The organism is Asprobacillus argus, from assembly GCF_032248395.1.
In the GTDB taxonomy this organism is placed as follows: domain Bacteria; phylum Bacteroidota; class Bacteroidia; order Flavobacteriales; family Flavobacteriaceae; genus Polaribacter; species Polaribacter argus.
The window spans coordinates 553,135-573,688 of record NZ_JAVTTO010000003.1 but is presented as its reverse complement, the minus strand read 5'-3'; the positions used below and the strand labels follow the sequence as shown (position 1 = coordinate 573,688).

Sequence of the window (20,554 nt, the reverse complement as noted above, 5' to 3'; positions counted from 1 at the left end):
ATAGAGCAGGGCGACGAGGAATCTCTTAAAATATTTCTCACATTCGTTCGAAATGACAAGCGAAAATGAAAAAACATCAAAAACATACAAATATTACTAAAAGAAAGAATGGAAATTTTGCACCCAATGAGATTTCCATCTTAGGAGCCAAATGTGGAATTATTGCTGACCTTGTGTATCATGTTTCAAGTGAATTGTCCCAGTTTAAACTGGCTTATTTTGATGCTTCTCATGCGAAAGATGTGGAAGACAATAAGCTTTCCGATTTTACTTTTCATCATGAGGGTAACTTAAGTATTACAACATCAGGGCCTATAAATGAATATGTGCAACGTATTCAGTTTTCACAGTTTGACTATGTGTTCATCAACGGAAATCATTATGCCGGAAGTAAACAGATTGTGTTATTGGACCCGGAAAAGGAGACTTCCATCAATAAACGCATTGATCAAATAACGGACATACAATTTTTTGTAAAGTTGACAGATGAGATAGCCCCTTTTGATGCTCTCAAGAAAAAATTTTCAAATTGGGAACATATTCCGCAATACGGGATTGATGAGATTGATAAGATAAAACAACATGTTTTCAAATTGATGCTTGCGGCAATACCAAAAGTAAAAGGCTTAGTATTGACAGGCGGCAAAAGCACACGGATGGGTGAGGATAAATCAGAACTGAACTATCATGGAAAACCACAAAAACAATTTGTTAAAGAATTACTAGAAGCACAGGGTTTTGACACTTTTTATTCTGTAAGACCTTTCGACTCTGCTCAAGGTGACAAAAGGGTATCCAATGTCATTTCGAGCGAAGTCGAGAAATCTCAATATAAGGATTCCATACCCGATACATTTTTCAATTTAGGTCCATTTGGAGGTATTTGTTCAGCTTTTCAAAAGGATCCGAATAGTGCCTGGATGGTACTTGCAACAGATCTTCCTTTTGTGAATGAAGATCTTGTAAAATTGCTGTTGCAAAAAAGAAACCCGTCTAAAGTTGCTACAGCGGTGAAAGGAAAAGGAAAACAATTTCCAGAGCCACTGATCACTATTTACGAACCAAAGGCCTATTCTGTTTTATTGCAATATTTAGCGCAAGGATATTCCTGTCCACGTAAGATGTTAATCAACTCAGATGTTGAGGTTATTGAAGTGGAAGATCATTTAATTAGAAATGTGAATACTCCAGAAGAATATCAGGCAGCGAAGAAAGAAATAATTAATTAGTTGTTCTGTCATTCCGAACGAGTTTATGAGGAGGAATCTCATACCAGATTTCTCAATTGTTTTTCAAACGCATATCGAAATGACACAAAAGAGTAGAATGGAAATCAATAAATCAGAAATCTTCAAACGCCAGATCACGTTATCCGAAATAGGTGAAACTGGTCAGCAAAAACTACAAGAATCAAAAGTCCTGGTAGTGGGTTGCGGAGGTTTGGGAAGTCCAATAGGAGTGTATTTAGCCGCGAGCGGAATAGGAGAAATTCACTTAGTTGACTTTGATACTGTGGATTGTACTAACCTGCATCGTCAAGTATTTTACGCCATGGACGATGTTGGAAAATACAAATCGGAAGTGTTGGCAAAGTTTATTCAACAAAGAGCTCCGTTTACTAAAGTAACATTCTCAAAAAAGCCAATAACAAAAAACAGTGTTGTCGAGTTGATTTCTGTATATGACATTATTGTTGATGGAACGGATAGTTTACCTACAAAGTATCTGCTAAACGATGCATGTGTTTTGTTGGGAAAACCATTGGTGTACGGGTCCTTGTATAAATTTGATGGCTATGTAAGTGTGTTTAATATGAAGCTTGATGATAATCGTTACTCGGCTAACCTACGTGATGCTTTTCCTACAATGAACACGGATATCCCTAATTGTGAGGAAGCAGGTACGATGAATGCCATTGTAGGAATGATTGCTACTGCACAGGTAAATGAAGTATTGAAAATGATCACTGGTGTTGGAAAACCATTACAAAATGAATTGTTGATCTACAATGCACTTCAGAATTCACAGCTAAAAATGAAACTAACGTCAAAAGTCACGAAGGAAGAAATTCAAACTATTTTTGAAAATGAATCTTACTACGATGCTTCTTGTGATACGCAAGATCAGGATTGGTTGATTTCTTCAGAAGAATTGAAGAAGAGGTTGTCATTTCGAACGAATGTGAGAAATCTAGAATTGATTGCAGTACTACCCAATTTAAAACTTCCTTTTCAAGTCGATCAAACAATTCCTATTGAAGAACTGGATATTGAAAATTTCGAAATAGACCCAGAGAAAACCTACGTAATGATCTGTCAACGTGGTGTCACTAGTTTTAAGGCAACTGCCATGCTTAAAGAAAGATATCCTAAAGCAAAAGTGGTGAGTTTGGCAGGAGGAGTTTCTGAATATTAAGGATGTGCATTCACCCAAACTTCACCATCTGAAAAGTGTTCTTTTTTCCAAATAGGTACAGTTTCTTTTAGGGTATCAATCGCAAACTGACAGGCTTCAAATGCCGCTTTTCTATGAGGTGCACTCGCAGTGATAATTACAGGAACATCGGCAATTTGCAGCAATCCTTCTGCATGATGGATCGCAATTTTTTGTATCTCAAATTTTTCCAATGCCAGATCAGCGATCTTTTGCATTTCTTTTAAAGCCATGGGCTTATAGGTAGAAAAGTCAAGTTGTGTCACTTCCTTGCTTTGAGTGCTGTTTCGAACAGTGCCAACAAAAGCAGCAATGCCTCCACATGCATCGTCAGTAACAAACTGATAGCATTCGTTGAGGTCAAGTTTTTCCTTTGTTATTTTAACAGAAGTATTGTGCATCTGTATACAAAAATAGGGAATTGAAAGCGTATCTTTGTATTCAATGAATACTCTTTTGTAGTGTCAATGCAAGATCTATGTTAGATGTAAAAACAAACCCTGCAGTAACTGCTATTTTTAAGAATTATCCTAATGAGGTGAGGCCTAAGATGAACGCACTTCGAAAGCTGATTTTGGAAACAGCTGAGGAGATGGAAGACGTTACAACTTTGGAAGAGACTTTAAAATGGGGAGAACCTAGTTATCTAACCAAGAAGGGGAGTACGATTCGTATAGATTGGAAAGCAAAAACACCCAATCAATATTCCATGTACTTGCAATGTACCAGTAAGTTGATCCCTACATTTAAATTGATTTATCATAATGTGTTTGAATTTGAGGGAAGTCGTGCTATAATATTCCCATTAGAAGAAGAGATCCCTAAAGCTGAACTTAAAAAATGTATTGCTACAGCATTGAAATATCATAGAATAAAACACTTACCAACATTGGGTCTATAACCCTATTTAAACAAAGAATCGTGAAAAACATATTCAGAATTGTTAGCTTTTTAGAAGGAGTTTCTTATTTATTACTCTTATTTATTGCCACACCTATTAAGTATTTTGGTGACGATCCAACGTATGTAAAAATGTTAGGAATGCCACATGGAATTTTATTTATGCTCTATGTAATCTTAGCATTTATGTTGCGTTCAGAAATGAAATGGAACAACAAAATATTCGGAATCGTATTAGTAGCTTCCATTATTCCTTTTGGAACATTCTATGTAGATAAGAAATACTTGAGAGATTAACCTCCGCTTACAGGAGGGATAATAGCAACGACATCATTCTCTTGCAGTAGCGTCTCATCAGTAGCATAGCTTTCGTTTACCGCAATAGCATATGTTTGAATGTTTGTTAGTTGCGGAAATTTGGTAGTCATTTCATTCTTAAAATGAGCAACCGAAGAGCTAGCAGGAACCTCTATTTCTAGATTAGAAGTTCCTACCAGGTCTGTGGTGATACCAAAAAGAAGAATATCTAATTTCATGTATCAAAAATAAGTCTTATTAATTGAACAGGCTAATGCCAAACATGAATCCATCATTTTGAATACCATTAAAGTTTGAACGGACATAATCTACACGTAAAAAGCGCCATTTTCCAAATCCTATATTATCAAGTCCAACAGAATATTCTGTATATGGTTTTTGATCTCCAGTAAATAGTGCTTTTGCACCAGCAACTAAATGAAAGTTCAATTTATTAAGCAATGGTACTTTTCCTAAAAGATATCCTCTAAAGTTATGTTCTGCGTGGAATTCTGCATATTTATCATTAGTGCTTAACTTATAATATTCTAGTAGGTTAAATCGATTCATATATTGACCATCACTTACGCTGATCTGATTTCCGTTTGGATGTAAGTAATCCATAAAAGCCAGATTCTTTTGTTTTAAGAAAATTCCAGATCGAATGTTGTATCTAAACAACCCTACGTTTCCTGTATTTACGTTTTGACGTAGTCTAGCAATGAACAAGTCAGAGTTTAAGTTTGAATTGTCTGCACCAAACATTTTTCGATATCCAACATATAATCTTGGATACTTTGGGTTTCCAATATTAATTTTACTGTCAGGATATGATAAATACTTTTGACCAAAAACAATACTTGCACCAGCATTAAAGGTCCATATCTTATGTTGAGAGAAAGGAGCTGTAGTTGCTGTTGGATCTAAAGGATTATTGGAAGTATAGCTATGATCCTTTCCAAAAATCGTGTAATTTGTGGTATTGAATAGTGGTTTTCTATCGGCATATTCCAAAGAGGTGTTTAACCGTACTCCATTAGAAACTTCTTGTCTATACCCTATGCGAGCAAATGTCTTCTCATAGATCTTCATGTAATTTCGTTCGCGAGTAAGCGAATAGATCATATTATAGAAACTGGAAATAGGTTGTCTATAATTAAACTGAGAAGTTTCTACTCCAGCTGAAAAATTAAAGATCGGTCTGGAAATATTATCCCATTTTTTGGTAAAATAAAAGACAGGTCGTACTCGGTCATCAGAAAGTCCATAGTTTACATTTAGACCAGCATTCCACCATTTTCCTTTATCATTTTCTCTCTTAAAGTAATTTAATCCAACGGTAGAGTTCCAGCCTTGTACTGTGTTAAAACTGATTTTATCTATAGGTGAATCAAATGTAAGAGACCACTTTTCGTAAGAGTTTCTATATCGGTACCCAGTTATTGGATTCAACCAATTAAATTTATTTCGAACTCCATCAATAGAATCTAAATACTTTTTCGACTTTCTAACAACCTTAATGCTATCCTTGATAACATAATCTTTTATCTCTTCACTAGTTAATGGGACTGGACGCAATTTGTTCCAGTAAGTAGTATCTTTTTTTGTTGCCTCTTTTGCAAAAGTCAACACTTCATTTGAAAAAGTGGATTCTTCAAAATTTTGAACAAAATCATATTCAGAATATGCTGCAGAAAAACGACCATCAATATTAAATCCAAGGAATCCTATTTTGAAATCTATGGTTTGAGAAATCAATACCCAGGCATCATTTCCTTCAGAATAATTAAAGTTTTGCTTTAACCTCAAAACATCAACAGCGGGGATATTTATTTGTGCCCCTGTTACTGTTACATCCGCACCATATAAAGCCCAATCGTCTTCAACAATATAGATGGATCCACCAAAAACACGATCATTTTTTCGCTTTGGAATAATATTAATCTTGTTAATCAACTTTCCGTTTTTGTCGTAAAACGTTCCTTCCAATTTAAATCGATAATAGCCAAAAGCCGCATTTGAGATAGGAGAAACAAGATCATTTCCGAACTCAATATTATTGTCATAGAAGTTTAGATTTACATCTTCAGCTCTGTTAAAACTGATGCCATTATCACGACCACTTACTTTTGAGGCGATAATTTTTTCTTTAAACTGCTTCGGTCTTTTTTGTTGATGAATTTCAGAGATCGTCTCCGAGAGGTAAATGATTCCACTACGAGTCGAATCTAAGCCACCTCCTAGATCACCTAGAGTTTGACCAAGGAATTTTTTTGGTGCATTTTTTATTCTATAAAGTCCGCGTGAATAGAATTTAGCGGTAAATTTTGCCAACTTATCCGTATTCTTTTCTTTGTTTGCGATAACATTTCTAATAATTGCATTTGCAGGGTTTTCTTGAGTGGAAATCGAGATTTCATCAAGCACCACCTGTTCTTCTTCTAAAACAGCATTTAGAGCAAATGGAAAAGAAGTGACCGAAACATTCTTTTTTAAGGTTTTATAACCTAGAAACTGAAATACCACGGTGTAATTTCCGGTTTTGGTAATGTTTAATTCGTAATCACCATTATCATTTGAGGTGGTTCCCGTAATCGTTTTGTCTAAGTAAATACTTACAAAAGATAAAGGGTCTCCTTTTTTACTGGTAATATTTCCTTTGATCTGAGCCAGCAGAGATGAGGAAATCAAAATAAAGAATAGCGTAGTAATTTTTTTCATGAATAGTTAATTTGTTGATTTGGCAAACATATATCATGCCAATAACATCAACTCTTTAAATTTTGTTAAACAAGATACAATAAACTCTTAAAAATATATAGACGCAACCCCTTATGAAAAAGTTGTTTTCAGTATTTTTGGTTTTATGTCAACTAAGAAGGAACAATATACACGTTTTATAAAAACCGAGGCCAAGCGCTTAGGGTTTTTGGATTGTGGGATTGCAGAAGCAACCTTTTTGGAAAAGGAAGCTCCCAGATTAGAAGATTGGCTTAAAAATAGTTTTCATGGAAAAATGCACTACATGGAAAACCATTTTGATAAAAGATTAGATCCTCGATTGTTAGTCGACGGAGCAAAGTCAGTAATTTCATTGAGCTACAATTATTACCCCGAACAAGAGCAACGAGCAGATTCATATCACATTTCAAAGTATGCCTATGGAGAGGATTACCATCACGTGATAAAGGGTAAGCTAAGGGAGTTATTGCATGCGATACAGAATGAAATCGGCGAAGTTTCTGGAAGGGCATTTGTGGATTCAGCTCCCGTCTTGGAAAGAGCTTGGGCAGAGAAAGCCGGCTTAGGTTGGAACGGAAAACACACACTGTTAATTCAAAAACAGCAAGGGTCTTTCTTTTTTTTAGCGGAACTTATTGTCGATTTAGAACTCGAATATGATACTCCTTTTACAACAGATCATTGTGGTGATTGCACCAAGTGCATTGATGCATGCCCAACCGACGCCATATTGCCCAACAGTACTATAGATGGTAGCAAATGTATCTCGTATTTTACCATAGAGCTAAGAGAGAATACTCCAAGTCAGTTTAAAGATCACATGGAAGACTGGATGTTTGGATGCGATATATGTCAGGATGTGTGCCCATGGAATCGTTTTTCAACTGGTCACAAAGAACCATTGTTCCAGCCAAAAAAAGAGCTGCTAGAAATGACCAAAAAAGAGTGGGAAGAAATAACTGAGGATACCTTTAAAAAGGTGTTCAAAAAATCTGCTGTGAAAAGAACAAAATACTCAGGAATTACAAGAAACATTCAGTTTTTAAAAGAATAAGAATCCACCGTCTACTTACGCTGAAAAGGCTATATTTGTACGTCAAAACAACCATAAAATAGATGAGCGAATCTAGAAAAAGACATGAGGCCTTGCTGTATCATGCAAAGCCAAAACCCGGAAAGATAGCAGTTGTTCCCACAAAGAAATACGCTACTCAGCACGACCTTTCTTTGGCATATTCACCGGGAGTTGCAGAACCTTGTTTAGAGATAGCAAAGGATAAAAATAATGTATATAAATATACAGCCAAAGGTAATTTAGTTGCTGTAATATCTAATGGTACTGCGGTTTTAGGGCTAGGTGATATAGGCCCTGAAGCTTCTAAGCCAGTAATGGAAGGGAAAGGACTGTTGTTCAAGATCTTTGCAGACATTGATGTTTTTGATATTGAGATCGATGCTACTGATGTTGATAAATTTGTGGAGACCGTAAAGGCAATTTCTCCGACTTTTGGAGGAATTAATTTGGAAGATATAAAGGCACCTGAGGCTTTTGAGATAGAAAGAAGATTGAAGGAAGAGTTAGATATTCCCGTGATGCATGATGATCAGCATGGAACGGCAATTATCTCTGCAGCGGCACTTAAAAATGCAGTTGAAATTATAGAAAAGGACTTTTCTAAGATAAAGATAGTTGTTAATGGAGCGGGAGCTGCCGCAATATCTTGTACTAGATTATACCTAAGACTTGGAGCAAAAAAGGAAAATATTGTCATGTGTGATAGTAAAGGGGTAATCCGAAAGGATAGAGACAACCTTACTTCGCAAAAGGCAGAATTTGCAACAGATTTAGATGTACACACGTTAGAAGAAGCAATGCAAAACTCGGATGTCTTTATTGGACTGTCTAAAGGAAATGTAGTGTCTCCAGAAATGTTATTATCTATGGCTAAAGATCCTGTTGTTTTTGCCATGGCTAATCCAGAACCTGAAATCAGTTATGATCTTGCCATAGCGACCAGAAAAGACATTATCATGGCTACAGGAAGATCCGATCACCCTAATCAGGTGAATAATGTATTAGGTTTCCCTTTTATTTTTAGGGGAGCTTTAGATGTTAGAGCAACGAAAATCAATGAAGAGATGAAGATGGCGGCAGTATTAGCATTGGCAGACTTAGCGAAGAAGTCCGTTCCGGAGCAAGTAAATATTGTCTACGATGAAGTAAGTTTATCCTTTGGGAAAGAATATATCATTCCTAAACCTTTTGATCCTAGATTGATCTATGAAATACCACCAGCGATTGCGAAAGCTGCTATGGAATCAGGTGTGGCAAAAGAACCTATTGATGATTGGGATAAGTATCGAGAATCTTTAATGGATAGATCAGGAACAGGAAGTAAGGAAATTCGATTGTTGCACAATAGAGCTAAAAGAGATCCAAGAACAATTGTTTTTGCAGAAGCAGATCATTTAGATGTATTAAAAGCAGCACAAAGAGTATATGAGGAAGGAATGGGAAAACCCATTCTTTTAGGAAGAAAAGAAGTAATCTTAGAGTTAAAAGAAGAGCTTGGTTTTGAAGCTGATGTTCCAATCATTGACCCTAAAACGGATGAGGAAGCGGAACGGAGAGATCGATTTGGAGAGATTTATTGGAAAACAAGACAACGTAAAGGGATCAATCTATTTCAGGCTAAAAAATTAATGCGAGAACGTAATTATTTCGCAGCAATGATGGTAAATGAAGGAGAAGCAGATTCTTTGATTACTGGATATTCTAGACCCTATAGAACTGTGGTAAAACCCATGATGGAGTTGATTGGAAAGGATAGAGGAGTTACAAGAATAGCAGCAACGAACTTGATGTTAACGAAGCAAGGACCAATGTTCTTAGCGGATACCACGATTAATATTAATCCGACAGCAAAAGATTTGGCTAAGATCTCTCAAATGACATATCAATTGGCAAAAATGTTTGGTATGAAGCCAAATATTGCCATGCTTTCTTTCTCGAATTTCGGTTCTTCAAAGTCGGAAAGCTCTAAGAAGATCAGCGAGGCAGTTTCTTATATTCATAGAAACTTCCCGCAAGTAAATATTGATGGAGAGTTGCAAGCCGATTTTGCATTGAACCCAGAAATGTTGGCTAAAGAATTTCCTTTTTCAAAGTTAAATGGTAAAAAGGTCAATGTGTTGATCTTTCCAAATCTAGAGTCAGCAAATATTACCTACAAACTGCTAAAGCAGGTAGATGAGGCAGAATCAGTAGGACCTATTATTTTAGGGTTTAGAAAGCCTGCCCATGTGTTACAGTTAGGTGCAAGTGTAGACGAAATGGTAAATATGGCAGCTGTTGCGATAGTTGACGCCCAACAAAGGCTAAAACGAAAGAAATAATTATTACATTAGAGCCAGAAATTAGATCATGATTACACAGATTAGGGGAAGACTTGTTGAGAAAAATCCAACATACGTCGTGGTAGATTGTTCAGGAGTTGGTTATCTATTGCACATTTCTTTGAATACATTTTCAAGCTTGCCAGAAGAAGAGGCAGTTAAATTATACACACACCTTTCTATTAGAGAGGATGCTCATACCTTATATGGTTTTGTAAGTAAAACAGAAAGAGAAGTGTTTAAGTTACTCATCTCTGTTTCAGGTGTTGGGCCAAGTATTGCCAGGACCATGCTTTCTTCTATGTCAGCAGAAGAGGTGCAACAAGCGATTGCTTCAGATAATGTTGCTACGATTCAATCCGTAAAAGGAATTGGAGCTAAAACCGCACAACGTGTAATCGTAGATCTAAAAGATAAGATTTTGAAAACATTTGATATTGATGAAGTTTCTATTTCCGAAAGCAATACTAACAAGGATGAAGCGTTATCAGCATTAGAAGTTTTGGGGTTTTCAAGAAAGCAATCAGAAAAAGTTGTGACTGCTATTTTAAAAGAATCCCCAGAGTCAACCGTAGAATCACTTATTAAAAGGGCGTTAAAGAATTTATAATCAATTGAATAACTTTGTAAAGCACATCGTTTTTTTGTTGCTGTTTACTCTTGGAGTAAACGGAGTTATGCATGCACAAACTAAATCTGATTCGACTGCGGTAAAAAAAGATACCACCAAGCTACGCTATAATTTCACTCATTTTCAAAAGGGAGGACTGTTTTTAAAAGATCCTTCTAAATTAAAAGTGATCTTTGACAAGGTTTTAAATAAATATGTTTTTTTAGAGAAAATAGGAGACTACTATGTAAGGGTTCCCATATATATGACACCTGAAGAATATGCAAAATACAGGTTGCAAAGAGATATGTTGGAATACTTTAAGAATAAGGTTAGAGCTACAAACAGTAAATTGAAGGGAGCGAAGGATGCTCAGAAGAACTTATTACCTACCTATTATGTGAATTCAAAATTTTTCACGGATATTTTTGGAAGTAATAAGATTCAAATTACACCGTCTGGAAGTATTAACTTAAAACTTGGATTTATTTATCAGAATACTGATAATCCGCAGCTATCTGAACAGAATAGAAGTAGTTTTACTTTTGACTTTGATCAACAAATTAATGCAAGCATTCAAGCAAAAGTAGGTGACAGATTGCAGTTAACCGCTAACTATGATACACAATCGACTTTTGATTTTCAAAACTTGATAAAAATAGAATATACACCTACTGAAGATGATATTCTGCAAGGTATCGAAGCGGGTAACGTAGCAATGCCTATAAAAAACTCTTTGATCAATGGGTCTCAAAGTTTGTTTGGTGTAAAGGCAAAATTACAATTTGGGAAGACCCATATTACCACGGTGTTTTCGCAACAGAATTCCGAAAGCACTACCGTTACAGCTCAGGCAGGTTCTTCCATTCAGGAATTTGAGCTAAGAACCACGGATTATGATACCGACAGACACTTTTTCTTATCCCAATTCTTTCGAAATAATTATGCAAACGCATTAAAGAATTATCCACTTATAAGTAGCCCCGTAAATATCACCAGAGTAGAGGTTTGGATTACAAATAGATCTGCTAGTGTAGAAGATTTTAGAAGTATTGTAGCATTTGCAGATATTGGAGAATCCGACCCAAGCAGATTAGTAAATACCTTAGTATATGATGCAGCTTCTCCAAATCAACCACCAAGTGTTTCTATAACAGGGCAGCCAACAAACTTGCCAGACAATGGAGCGAATGATATATTCAATTTGTTATCTGGAAATGGCATTAGAGATATTTCGACCGTAGATAATACGTTACAAACGACACCAAGTTTTACAGGACCACCTTTAAATATGCAGCAAGGGACAGATTATAGCTTATTGCAGAACGCAAGAAAGTTAAGTCCTAATGAATTTACATTACACCCGCAATTAGGTTTTATCTCTTTACAAAGAAGATTGAACGATGGGGAAGTATTAGCTGTTGCCTATGAATATACAGTAGTAGGAAGTACAGAAACTTCATATAAAGTAGGGGAGTTTTCTAATGATGGTGTACTAGCACCCTCTAATTTAGCCGTGAAGTTATTGAGAAGTGAGATCTTAACAACCAAGAGAACAGTGGCAGGAGTGGAAGAAGCATTTCCAACCTGGGATCTAATGATGAAGAATGTATATGCATTAGGGGCCTTTCCTTTGACACAAGATGGATTTAGATTTGAAGTGCAATATCGAGATGATCAAACTGGAATCCCGTCGAACACACTTCAAAATGCGTTAACCCCAGGGATTTCCACACAACCATTATTGAGAGTAATGCACTTGGATCAATTAGATCAGAGTCAGTTCCAGAATAGCGATGGATTTTTTGACTACGTCGAAGGAATTACAGTAAACTCTCAGAACGGATATGTTATTTTTCCAGAACCTGAACCTTTCGGTACAAACTTAGAAGATCAATTAACCGTTCAATCAGATATCGATACATACGTATTTAAGGAACTATATTTAGAGACAAAGATCAACGCAAAGAACAATTTTCAAAACAAAGATAAATATCTCTTAAAAGGATATTTCAAATCAGATAATGCAGGAGGGATTCCGCTAAATGCATTCAATGTCCCTAGAGGTTCTGTTACAGTAACTGCAGGAGGAAGACAGTTGGTAGAAGGAATCGATTTTGTGGTGGATTATCAGTTAGGAAGAGTACAAATTATAGACCCTGGATTGCAAAGTTCAGGAACACCTATTCAAGTATCTACAGAAAACAATTCGGTTTTCAATCAGCAAAGAAAAACCTTTATGGGAGTAGATGTTGAGCACCGTTTTTCAGATAATTTTGTATTAGGAGGAACGATCTTAAATGTAAATGAAAGACCTTTAACTCCTAAAGTTAATTTTGGACAAGAGCCAATTAATAATACAATGTTCGGGGTAAATGTTGATTATTCTTCTGAAGTTCCTTACCTAACCAAATTGGTAAATAAGCTTCCGTTTGTCGATACAGATGCGCCTTCCAATTTTTCTATACGTGCGGATATGGCCTACCTATTACCAGGATCTCCTAGTGGGATTGATGTAACCGGACAGGCAACTTCTTATATAGACGATTTTGAGGCATCACAAATACCGATCAGCTTATTAACTCCGCTAGATTGGCACACTGCCAGTACTCCAAGAGAATTTCCAGGTTTCAACGGAAATAGCGATCAGTTGGATTATAACTTTGGTAGATCGAGATTTGCTTGGTATAATATTGACCAAATATTTTATGGAGCTGGACCTAGTCCCGGAAATATAAGTGCAGATGATTTGTCAAGGGCAGAAACACGTCAGATTAATTTTAGAGAGCTTTTTCCAAATGTAGAACTTGATGTTACGCAAAACGCCCTAATTAGAACCTTGGATTTTGCATTTTTCCCTAATGAAAGAGGAACTTATAATTATGATACAGGGATCAATGTAAATACAGATGGAACCTTTAACAATCCAGAAGACAGATGGGGTGGAATTATGCGTGCATTGACGACAAATAATTTTGACCAGGCCAATGTAGAATACATTCAGTTTTGGGTGATGGACCCCTACGAGAATTACTCTATTACAAATGCGGAAGGATTACCAGCTGGTGTAAATCCACAAGATGCACAAAATCAAGTTGGAGAATTGTATTTCCATTTAGGTAATATCTCGGAAGATATTCTGAAAGATAACAGAAAGATGTACGAGAATGGACTTCCTGCTGATGGGTTAAAAGTCAATAATGTAAATGTAACTAGAACGAATTGGGGAGATATGCCTTTGGCACAATCTATTCTATATGCGTTCGATGAGTCAGATGCTTCAAGAACGAATCAAGATTTAGGATTGGATGGGTTGACAAATTTAGAAGAAGCGAATAAAATCAAGGCCGATCTTGGCTTAACCGATGCTCAAATAGCGACCATCTTTAATGGAGACCCTTCATCGGATGACTTTGTGTATTATAGAGGAAGTAATCAAGATGCGGTAGACGCATCTATCATCAGTAGATATAAATTCTTTAACAATACACAAGGAAACTCACCAACACTAAATCAATCTCCAGAGTCATTTCCAACATCTTCTACTACATATCCAGATGTTGAGGATATTAACAGAGACCAGACAATGAATACTGTGGAAAGTTATTATGAGTATAAGGTTTCGTTAAACAAAAATGATCTGGTTGTAGGGCAAAATTTCATTGTAGATAGTAAAACAACTGAGGTTACTTTGGAAAATGGAGCGACTCAGAATACCACTTGGTATCAATTTAGAGTCCCTATTCGTAGTGGAACCCCTGTTAACGGAATTTCAGATTTCAATAGTATCCGTTTTATCAGAATGTTTATGACGAAGTTCAAAATGCCAGTTGTACTGCGTTTTGGAGAGTTAGACCTGGTTAGAGGAGATTGGAGAAGATATGTGAGAACCTTGGATCCAGCTATTGTCCCAGATCAAGAATTGACATTGGCCGAATTAAATAGTTTTGAAGTTGGAGTGGTAAATATTGAGCAAAATGAAGGGCGTTATGTACTACCTCCAGGTATAGAAAGAGAACGATTACAAGGAAGTACAACGGTGCAACAACAAAATGAGCAATCTGTATCGTTAAAAGTAACAGATCTACCACAAAATAAAATTAGAGCAATCTATAAAAATATTAGCGTTGACTTAAGAAGATATAAACAATTGAAGATGTTTATGCACGTGGATGATTTTTTTGTAACAAATATGAGTCAGAATATTGTTGAAGATGATGACCTAGTGGCGATTATAAGGCTTGGAACTGACTTGAACGATAACTTCTATCAAATAGAAATTCCTTTAAAAGTTTCGGCAAACGATGCGAGTCAACCAACAACCGTTTGGCCTGAACTAAATAATTTAGAAGCCGCTATCGAAGAATTTGGTAAAATAAAGCTTACCAGAGATGCAGATAATGCACCGATAAATCAATTATATCCAACGCCGTCACCTACAGATCCAAAGCAGTTTACGATACGTGTAAAAGGGAACCCTACTATGGCCCAAATACGTACTGTTATGTTGGGGGTAAAAAATACCGTAGCAGCAGATCGAAGTGCGGAGATATGGTTTAACGAATTGCGTTCTTCTGGATTTGATAATGATGGAGGTTGGGCTGCTGTAGTAAATGCTGATGCTAATTTTGCTGATATTGCAGACATTAGTGTTTCTGGTAGAATGCAAACGATCGGTTTTGGAAATGTAGAAGATAGAGTTAGTCAGCGATCACTTGATGAAACCAAGCAATATAATGTGACAACAAGTGTGAACCTTGGTAAGATGATGCCTAAAAAATGGGGAATACAATTACCGATGAATTATAGTATTGGGGAAGAGTTTAAAGATCCTAAGTTTGACCCTCAATATCAAGATGTAGTGTTGAGTGATGCGGTTGAATCGAACCCCAATAGTCAATTCTCAAGAGACTATACTAAAAGGCGAAGTATTAGTTTTATTAATGTAAAGAAAAATAGAAACCCGGCATCTACTAAAAAGCCAAGATTTTATGATGTTGAAAACGTGGCAGTTTCCTATGCGTATAATGAAGAGTATCATAGAGATTATAATATTCAAAAGTATGCGAATAAAACCGTTACGGCTACTGCATCATATAACTTCAGTCCTAAGTCCAAGTTTATTGAGCCATTTAAAAACTCAAAGGCATTAAGAAGTAAATATTTACAGCTATTAAGAGATCTAAATATTAACCCTATTCCAACAACAATTGCTGTTAATACGAGAATCAATAGAAATTTTAGTGAGCAACAATCGAGAAATTTAGTAACAGGGTTATCGCCTCAACCAAAACTTACACAGCGAAGATTTTTGTTCGATTGGGATTATACAATCGGCTTAGATCTTACAAAATCAATTTCGGTAAACTTTAACGCTACAAATAGTTACATCTATGATAGTTTTGGAAGCAATGAAGAATTAGAGATCTTCGATAAGTTTTTCGCTGTAGGAAGACCTGATCATTATCACCAAAAATTAAACGCGACATATAAATTACCGATTAATAAGATTCCTTATCTTAATTTTATCACTGCGGATTATGGATATACGGCAGATTTTGATTGGAGAGCTGCATCACAAAGTTATGTAGATCTTATTGGGAATATGATCCAAAATGCAAATACCCATAATATAAATACCACATTTAACTTTGCGCGATTCTATAGAGATATAAAGCTTGAGAATCTTATTAAAAAGAAGAAAAAGAGAGCGCAAACGCCAAAAGGTTTGCCAAGAGGACCGAGACAGGTAAGTACTACGAAGAAGAAGTCTGTGGGGCAAAAAATTATCAAAGGAATATACGACGTAGTTACCTCGGTAAAAACGGGTAAAATCAGTTATGCGGAGAATAATGGGCAATTGTTACCAGGATATACTCCAGAGTTTAACTTTTTTGGAGGACCAACAACGGCATTTGCCTTTGGTAGTCAGGTTGATATTAGAACCAGAGCATTGCAAAATGGATGGCTGATTTCAAGAGCTCCTAATGACGAATACTATAACAGAACATATAGCAGAACACACTACAATAAGCTAGATTATAACTTTTCTTTAAAACCTTTCAAAGACTTAAGTATTGAGGTTAGAGGAAATAAGATCAATACACGTGATCTTTCTCAGCAATTAGATGTAGTAGATAACGTAATACAAGATACACCCGCTTTTGAAACAGGAAACTTTAGTACTAGCTTCTCTATGTTTTCTACATCATTTAAGAATAACGATCAGTTGTTTCAGACGTTCAGAGATTACAGAGCAACTATAGCAACTAGATTGGCAGCGGAAACAGGGCTTCCTGTTAGTGGGTACCAAGAGACTTCTCAGCAAGTACTTTTACCAGCTTTTATTGCGGCATACTCAGGAAAAGATCCTAATAAAGTAGAGACAGGGTTGTTTAGAAATATTCCGATCCCTAACTGGAATTTACGATATAACGGATTTATGAAGTTTAAATGGTTTAAAAAGAACTTTTCTAACTTCTCCGTAAGTCATGGATACAATTCTTCATATACTGTTTCTAGTTTCAGTAACAATTTCCAGTATGATGAAGCAAATCCTTCAGGAACAAATTCCTCAGGGAGCTACCATCCTGAATTATTAGTTTCTGCCGTGACTTTAGTAGACGAGTTTTCTCCTTTGATAAAAGTAGATATGAAAATGAGAAATTCCTTTTCGTTTATTGGTGAGGTAAGAAAAGATAGAACCTTAACAATGAACTTTAATAATAATACGTTGACAGATATAAAAGGAATTGAATATGTGTTTGGGATAGGATATATTATTAAAGACGTAAAGATGACTACTAGATTTACAGGGAAGAAAGAAACGTTGAAAGGAGATGTTAATATTAGAGCAGATGTTTCACTTCGTGACAACCTAACACTTATCAGATCGATAGATGTGGATAATGATCAGATTAGTGGAGGACAGAAATTATTTTCATTGAAACTAACAGCAGATTACAGATTAAATAGTAATTTAACGGCGTCGTTCTATTACAACCATCAAACGTCTAAGTATGCTATTTCTACAACATTCCCAAGACAAACAATAAACGGCGGATTTAATATAATTTATAATTTAGGTAATTAATTAAAAAATAGTACAATGAATATTCCATCAGAATTAAAGTATACCAAAGATCATGAATGGATTAAAATAGAGGGAGAAATCGCTACTATTGGTATAACAGATTTTGCTCAAGGAGAGTTAGGTGATATTGTTTATGTTGACGTAGACACGTTAGATGATACTGTCGATAAGGATGAAGTTTTCGGTTCTGTAGAAGCTGTAAAGACAGTATCAGATCTTTTTATGCCGTTAACAGGGGAGGTAACGGAATTTAATGAAGAATTAGAAGATGAACCAGAATTAGTGAATTCTGACCCTTATGGGAAGGGATGGATGATAAAGGCAGCCATTGCTGATTCGTCCCAAATAGCAGATTTATTAGATGCTGATGCGTATCAAAACCTTATTAAAGGATAATAGCTTATACATTTCAATTGCCATTACTATTTTAATTACGCTATTGAGCCTAATTAAAACGCACCCGAAACCAATTGTCGACATATCTAATCTTGACAAGGTACAGCATACTTTTGCTTATATGGTGCTTACTATTAGTTGGTTAGTGAGTCGAGATGTGAAATTTAATACAATACCTTATAGTGTAATTTTAATCGCGTGTCTGCTTTTCGGCATAATTATTGAGGTATTGCAAGGACGTTTAACCACATATAGAAGTGCAAGTTTATTAGATGTTGTCGCAAATTCATTAGGTATCGCCATAGGTTTTATGATTTTTAAAACTTTTAAAGGAAAAAAAGCGGATATTTAATGTTAAAGGTTGTAAATCACATAATAATTTAATTAAATTAGCAATCTATTAAAAACTTTTTAAGATGGAAATTAAGAAAAACCCAAAATCAAACTTAGAGAACTATAGCAAGATTTTTATGCAGCTTGGTTTGGTTTTAGCTCTTTTTGTTACATATGTAGCCATTGAAAAGAAAACTTTCGACAGACAATTTGGTGACTTAGGAGATATTAGCATGAATGCTGACATGGAAGAGGATATTCCGATTACTGAGAGAGTGGAACCAGTAAAGCCAAAAGCTCCACCACCACCAACTCCAGAAAAAATTGAAGTTGTAGAAGATGAGAAAGAAGTTGAAGAGACTGTGATCGAATCTACTGAAACTGACGAAACGGAAGCCGTAGAGGTGGAAGAAATTGAAGAAGTGGAAGAAGAAGAGGAAGTTGTAGAGGATGTAAGCTTTATGATTATTGAAGACGTACCTGTATTTCCTGGATGTAAGGGAGGTAAAGCGGAACTGAAGAAATGCTTTAATAAGAAAATGCAAAAGCACTTTGCAAGAAAGTTCGATTCAGAGCTGCCTAACGAGTTAGGATTATCATCTGGAAAGAAGCGTTTAATTATGCTATTTAAAATAGATAGACAAGGTAATATTGTTGATATTAGAGCAAAAGCACCACACCCAAGATTGCAGAAAGAAGCAATTAGAATTATCAAATTACTTCCTAAAATGAAACCAGGAAGACAAAGAGGTAAACCAGTAGGTGTAAAATATACATTACCAATGAGAATCGATGTAGAATAAGCATTACTCATCATATATAAAAAAGCTCAATCGAAAGATTGAGCTTTTTTGTTGGCACGCTATTTGGTTTAGTATGGTTGTAATATTAAAAACGAAAGCTATGCAACCATTTAAAAAAAATCCGAAAAAGCAATTAGAAAAATTTTCAACCATCTTTATGCAAATAGGCCTTGTCCTAGTGCTATTTATAGTGCATGTTTTTATAGAATATGAAACAGAACAAGACCTTGCCATAATCGATATGCGTTATGACCCTACTGAACCTGACTATCTCCCAGATGCGATACTACCCGTGCAAAAAGAGAAAAAAGTGGTCAAAGCTGAACAGCCAAAACAGATTGAGCCTAAACCGAAGCCGAAGCCTTTGATCGATATAAAGAAGGTGCCAGATGATAGGAAGACTATTGAAACAAAATTACCAACAACAGATGACGAACTCAAGAAAATTGATAATCTGCTTGATGGAATGACATCCGATGGATTGGATGATGATCCTCCATTAGAAAACGATGTTACGTTTCTTACTATGGAAAAAGTGCCAACATTTCCTGGATGTAAAGGAGATAATGATGAGTTAAGGGCTTGTTTTAATAAAAAAATGCAACGACACTTTGCAAAAAAGTTCGACGCTGAATTACCGAATGAATTAGGATTATCTGCTGGGAAAAAGAATGTAATAATGCTCTTTGTGATCAATAAGGAAGGCGTGATTACAGACATCAAGGTAAAAGCACCACATCCTAGGTTAAGAAAAGAAGCTATTAGGATTGTAAAGAAACTCCCTAAAATGAAACCAGGAATGCAACGCGGAACTCCAGTAGGTGTTAAATATACCTTACCCATGAAAGTAATAGTAGAATAACTTAAAAACCCAATCAATTTGATTGGGTTTTTATCTTTTAAAAAAGAAGGCCATCTATTGACAAATAAATAAATAGTTGTAATTTCACAGTATACTAAACAATATACAAAGTGAATTCTTTTTTTGCACACGAAACAGCTGTCATAGATGAAGGCTGTGAAATAGGAAATGGAACAAAAATTTGGCACTTTAGCCATGTAATGCCCAACTCAAAAATGGGAGAGAAATGCAATGTCGGACAGAATGTAGTCATTTCTCCAGATGTGATTCTGGGAAATAATGTGAAAGTTCAGAACAATGTATCTATCTATACTGGGGTTATCTGTGAAGATGATGTTTTTTTAGGCCCTTCAATGGTATTTACAAACGTTATCAATCCTCGTAGCGCGGTGCAAAGAAAAGATGAGTATAAAAGAACAATTGTCAAAAAAGGAGCTAGTATTGGTGCCAATGCAACAATTGTTTGTGGTAATGATATTGGAGAATATGCTTTTATTGGGGCCGGAGCTGTGGTCGTAAAAGAAGTATTACCGTATGCTCTAGTTGTAGGAAACCCTTCAAAGCAGATAGGTTGGATTAGTGAGTATGGCCACAGGCTTCATTTTGACGATGAAGGGAAAGCAATATGTCCAGAAAGTAAAGTCACTTATAAGTTAGATAACAATAAAGTAACCAAATTGTAATTCGGC

General features: G+C 35.8%; 16 protein-coding genes. 13 read left to right on the top strand and 3 right to left on the bottom strand.

The window, feature by feature from the left end; translation table 11 throughout:
- Positions 1 to 65 precede the first annotated feature (65 nt).
- Both RQM59_RS09960 and RQM59_RS09955 read left to right on the top strand, forming a co-directional pair.
- Entirely contained in the window at positions 66 to 1,229 is a 1,164-nt protein-coding gene (locus tag RQM59_RS09960) for an NTP transferase domain-containing protein (RefSeq protein ID WP_349241960.1), read from the top strand.
- 97 nt (positions 1,230 to 1,326) lie between these two features.
- Positions 1,327 to 2,415 (top strand): ThiF family adenylyltransferase, encoded by a 1,089-nt coding sequence (locus RQM59_RS09955; RefSeq protein WP_349241959.1) that lies wholly within the window; start codon positions 1,327 to 1,329, stop codon positions 2,413 to 2,415.
- On the opposite strand, the gene RQM59_RS09950 is transcribed toward RQM59_RS09955, so the two are convergent.
- On the bottom strand, positions 2,412 to 2,834 hold the full coding sequence (locus RQM59_RS09950) for a molybdenum cofactor biosynthesis protein MoaE (RefSeq protein ID WP_349241958.1): 423 nt from the start codon (positions 2,832 to 2,834) through the stop codon (positions 2,412 to 2,414). The genes RQM59_RS09955 and RQM59_RS09950 overlap by 4 nt on opposite strands.
- Before the next feature lie 77 nt (positions 2,835 to 2,911).
- On the opposite strand from RQM59_RS09950, the gene RQM59_RS09945 reads away from it, so the two are divergent.
- Positions 2,912 to 3,334 carry a DUF1801 domain-containing protein gene (locus RQM59_RS09945; protein WP_349241957.1) on the top strand — a complete coding sequence of 141 codons (423 nt, stop codon included), beginning with the start codon at positions 2,912 to 2,914 and terminating at the stop codon, positions 3,332 to 3,334.
- Between the two features lie 20 nt (positions 3,335 to 3,354).
- Complete coding sequence (locus RQM59_RS09940; protein WP_349241956.1) at positions 3,355 to 3,630, top strand: DUF3817 domain-containing protein; 276 nt, start codon at positions 3,355 to 3,357, stop codon at positions 3,628 to 3,630.
- On the opposite strand, the gene moaD is transcribed toward RQM59_RS09940, so the two are convergent.
- Positions 3,627 to 3,869, bottom strand: coding sequence for a molybdopterin converting factor subunit 1 (gene moaD, locus RQM59_RS09935; RefSeq protein ID WP_349241955.1), 243 nt, complete (start codon positions 3,867 to 3,869; stop codon positions 3,627 to 3,629). The two genes, RQM59_RS09940 and moaD, sit on opposite strands and share 4 nt — an antisense overlap.
- Before the next feature lie 19 nt (positions 3,870 to 3,888).
- A complete protein-coding gene (locus RQM59_RS09930) occupies positions 3,889 to 6,351 on the bottom strand; it encodes a DUF5686 and carboxypeptidase regulatory-like domain-containing protein (protein ID WP_349241954.1) in 2,463 nt (820 codons plus the stop codon).
- A gap of 145 nt (positions 6,352 to 6,496) precedes the next feature.
- On the opposite strand from RQM59_RS09930, the gene queG reads away from it, so the two are divergent.
- The 9 genes from queG to RQM59_RS09885 all read left to right on the top strand — a co-directional run bounded on the left by queG (position 6,497) and on the right by RQM59_RS09885 (position 20,548).
- On the top strand, positions 6,497 to 7,426 hold the full coding sequence (gene queG / locus RQM59_RS09925; protein ID WP_349241953.1) for a tRNA epoxyqueuosine(34) reductase QueG: 930 nt from the start codon (positions 6,497 to 6,499) through the stop codon (positions 7,424 to 7,426).
- A gap of 62 nt (positions 7,427 to 7,488) precedes the next feature.
- On the top strand, positions 7,489 to 9,768 hold the full coding sequence (locus RQM59_RS09920) for an NADP-dependent malic enzyme (RefSeq protein ID WP_349241952.1): 2,280 nt from the start codon (positions 7,489 to 7,491) through the stop codon (positions 9,766 to 9,768).
- A 28-nt stretch (positions 9,769 to 9,796) separates the two neighbouring features.
- Positions 9,797 to 10,378 (top strand): Holliday junction branch migration protein RuvA, encoded by a 582-nt coding sequence (gene ruvA / locus RQM59_RS09915; protein WP_349241951.1) that lies wholly within the window; start codon positions 9,797 to 9,799, stop codon positions 10,376 to 10,378.
- A gap of 67 nt (positions 10,379 to 10,445) precedes the next feature.
- A complete protein-coding gene (sov, locus tag RQM59_RS09910; RefSeq protein ID WP_349241950.1) occupies positions 10,446 to 17,471 on the top strand; it encodes a T9SS outer membrane translocon Sov/SprA in 7,026 nt (2,341 codons plus the stop codon).
- 15 nt (positions 17,472 to 17,486) lie between these two features.
- A complete protein-coding gene (gcvH, locus tag RQM59_RS09905) occupies positions 17,487 to 17,867 on the top strand; it encodes a glycine cleavage system protein GcvH (protein ID WP_349241949.1) in 381 nt (126 codons plus the stop codon).
- Positions 17,839 to 18,219, top strand: a complete 381-nt coding sequence (locus RQM59_RS09900; RefSeq protein ID WP_349241948.1) for a VanZ family protein — start codon at positions 17,839 to 17,841, stop codon at positions 18,217 to 18,219. Before gcvH ends, RQM59_RS09900 begins: the two co-directional genes overlap by 29 nt.
- Positions 18,220 to 18,283: 64 nt before the next feature.
- The gene (locus tag RQM59_RS09895) at positions 18,284 to 19,003 is read left to right on the top strand and encodes an energy transducer TonB (protein WP_349241947.1); all 720 of its coding nucleotides are present in this window, start codon (positions 18,284 to 18,286) and stop codon (positions 19,001 to 19,003) included.
- Positions 19,004 to 19,103: 100 nt separating this feature from the next.
- Positions 19,104 to 19,865: an energy transducer TonB gene (locus RQM59_RS09890; protein ID WP_349241946.1), complete on the top strand. Its 762-nt coding sequence runs from the start codon at positions 19,104 to 19,106 to the stop codon at positions 19,863 to 19,865.
- A gap of 110 nt (positions 19,866 to 19,975) precedes the next feature.
- On the top strand, positions 19,976 to 20,548 hold the full coding sequence (locus RQM59_RS09885; RefSeq protein ID WP_349241945.1) for an acyltransferase: 573 nt from the start codon (positions 19,976 to 19,978) through the stop codon (positions 20,546 to 20,548).
- Positions 20,549 to 20,554 lie beyond the last annotated feature (6 nt).